Annotated in this window: 1 protein-coding gene; it reads right to left on the bottom strand. The window is 65.8% G+C overall.

Translation table 11 applies throughout. From position 1 onward, the window contains the following. Window positions 1-278, bottom strand: a 278-nt coding sequence (gene waaF, locus AAEY83_RS14460; RefSeq protein WP_351059933.1) for a lipopolysaccharide heptosyltransferase II, incomplete at both ends; no start/stop codon positions are given.

Here is a 278-nt window from a genome sequence, read left to right on the forward strand (position 1 = left end):
ATCATCAGCGGGTAGCGTTGCTTGTCGAGAGTGCGCACGTCGTTGAGCAGGCCATAGCGGAACTCGCCGCGCCAGCCAGTGCGTGTCGGGATGCCGGCAAAAAACGGCACCAGTGCCGATTTCAGCGAGTTGGGCAGCAGGATCGCCTGATCGTACTGACCGCGCAGGGACTTGCCGATGCGTCGGCGCGTCGCCAGTTCCAGCGCGCCGTGGCCGAGCGGGAAGCTCAAGGCCTTGCGCACTTCGGGCATGCGCTCGAGGATCGGCCGGCTCCACTC

The organism is Psychrobacter sp. TB20-MNA-CIBAN-0197 (genome assembly GCF_040309765.1).
GTDB lineage: Bacteria > Pseudomonadota > Gammaproteobacteria > Pseudomonadales > Moraxellaceae > Psychrobacter > Psychrobacter submarinus.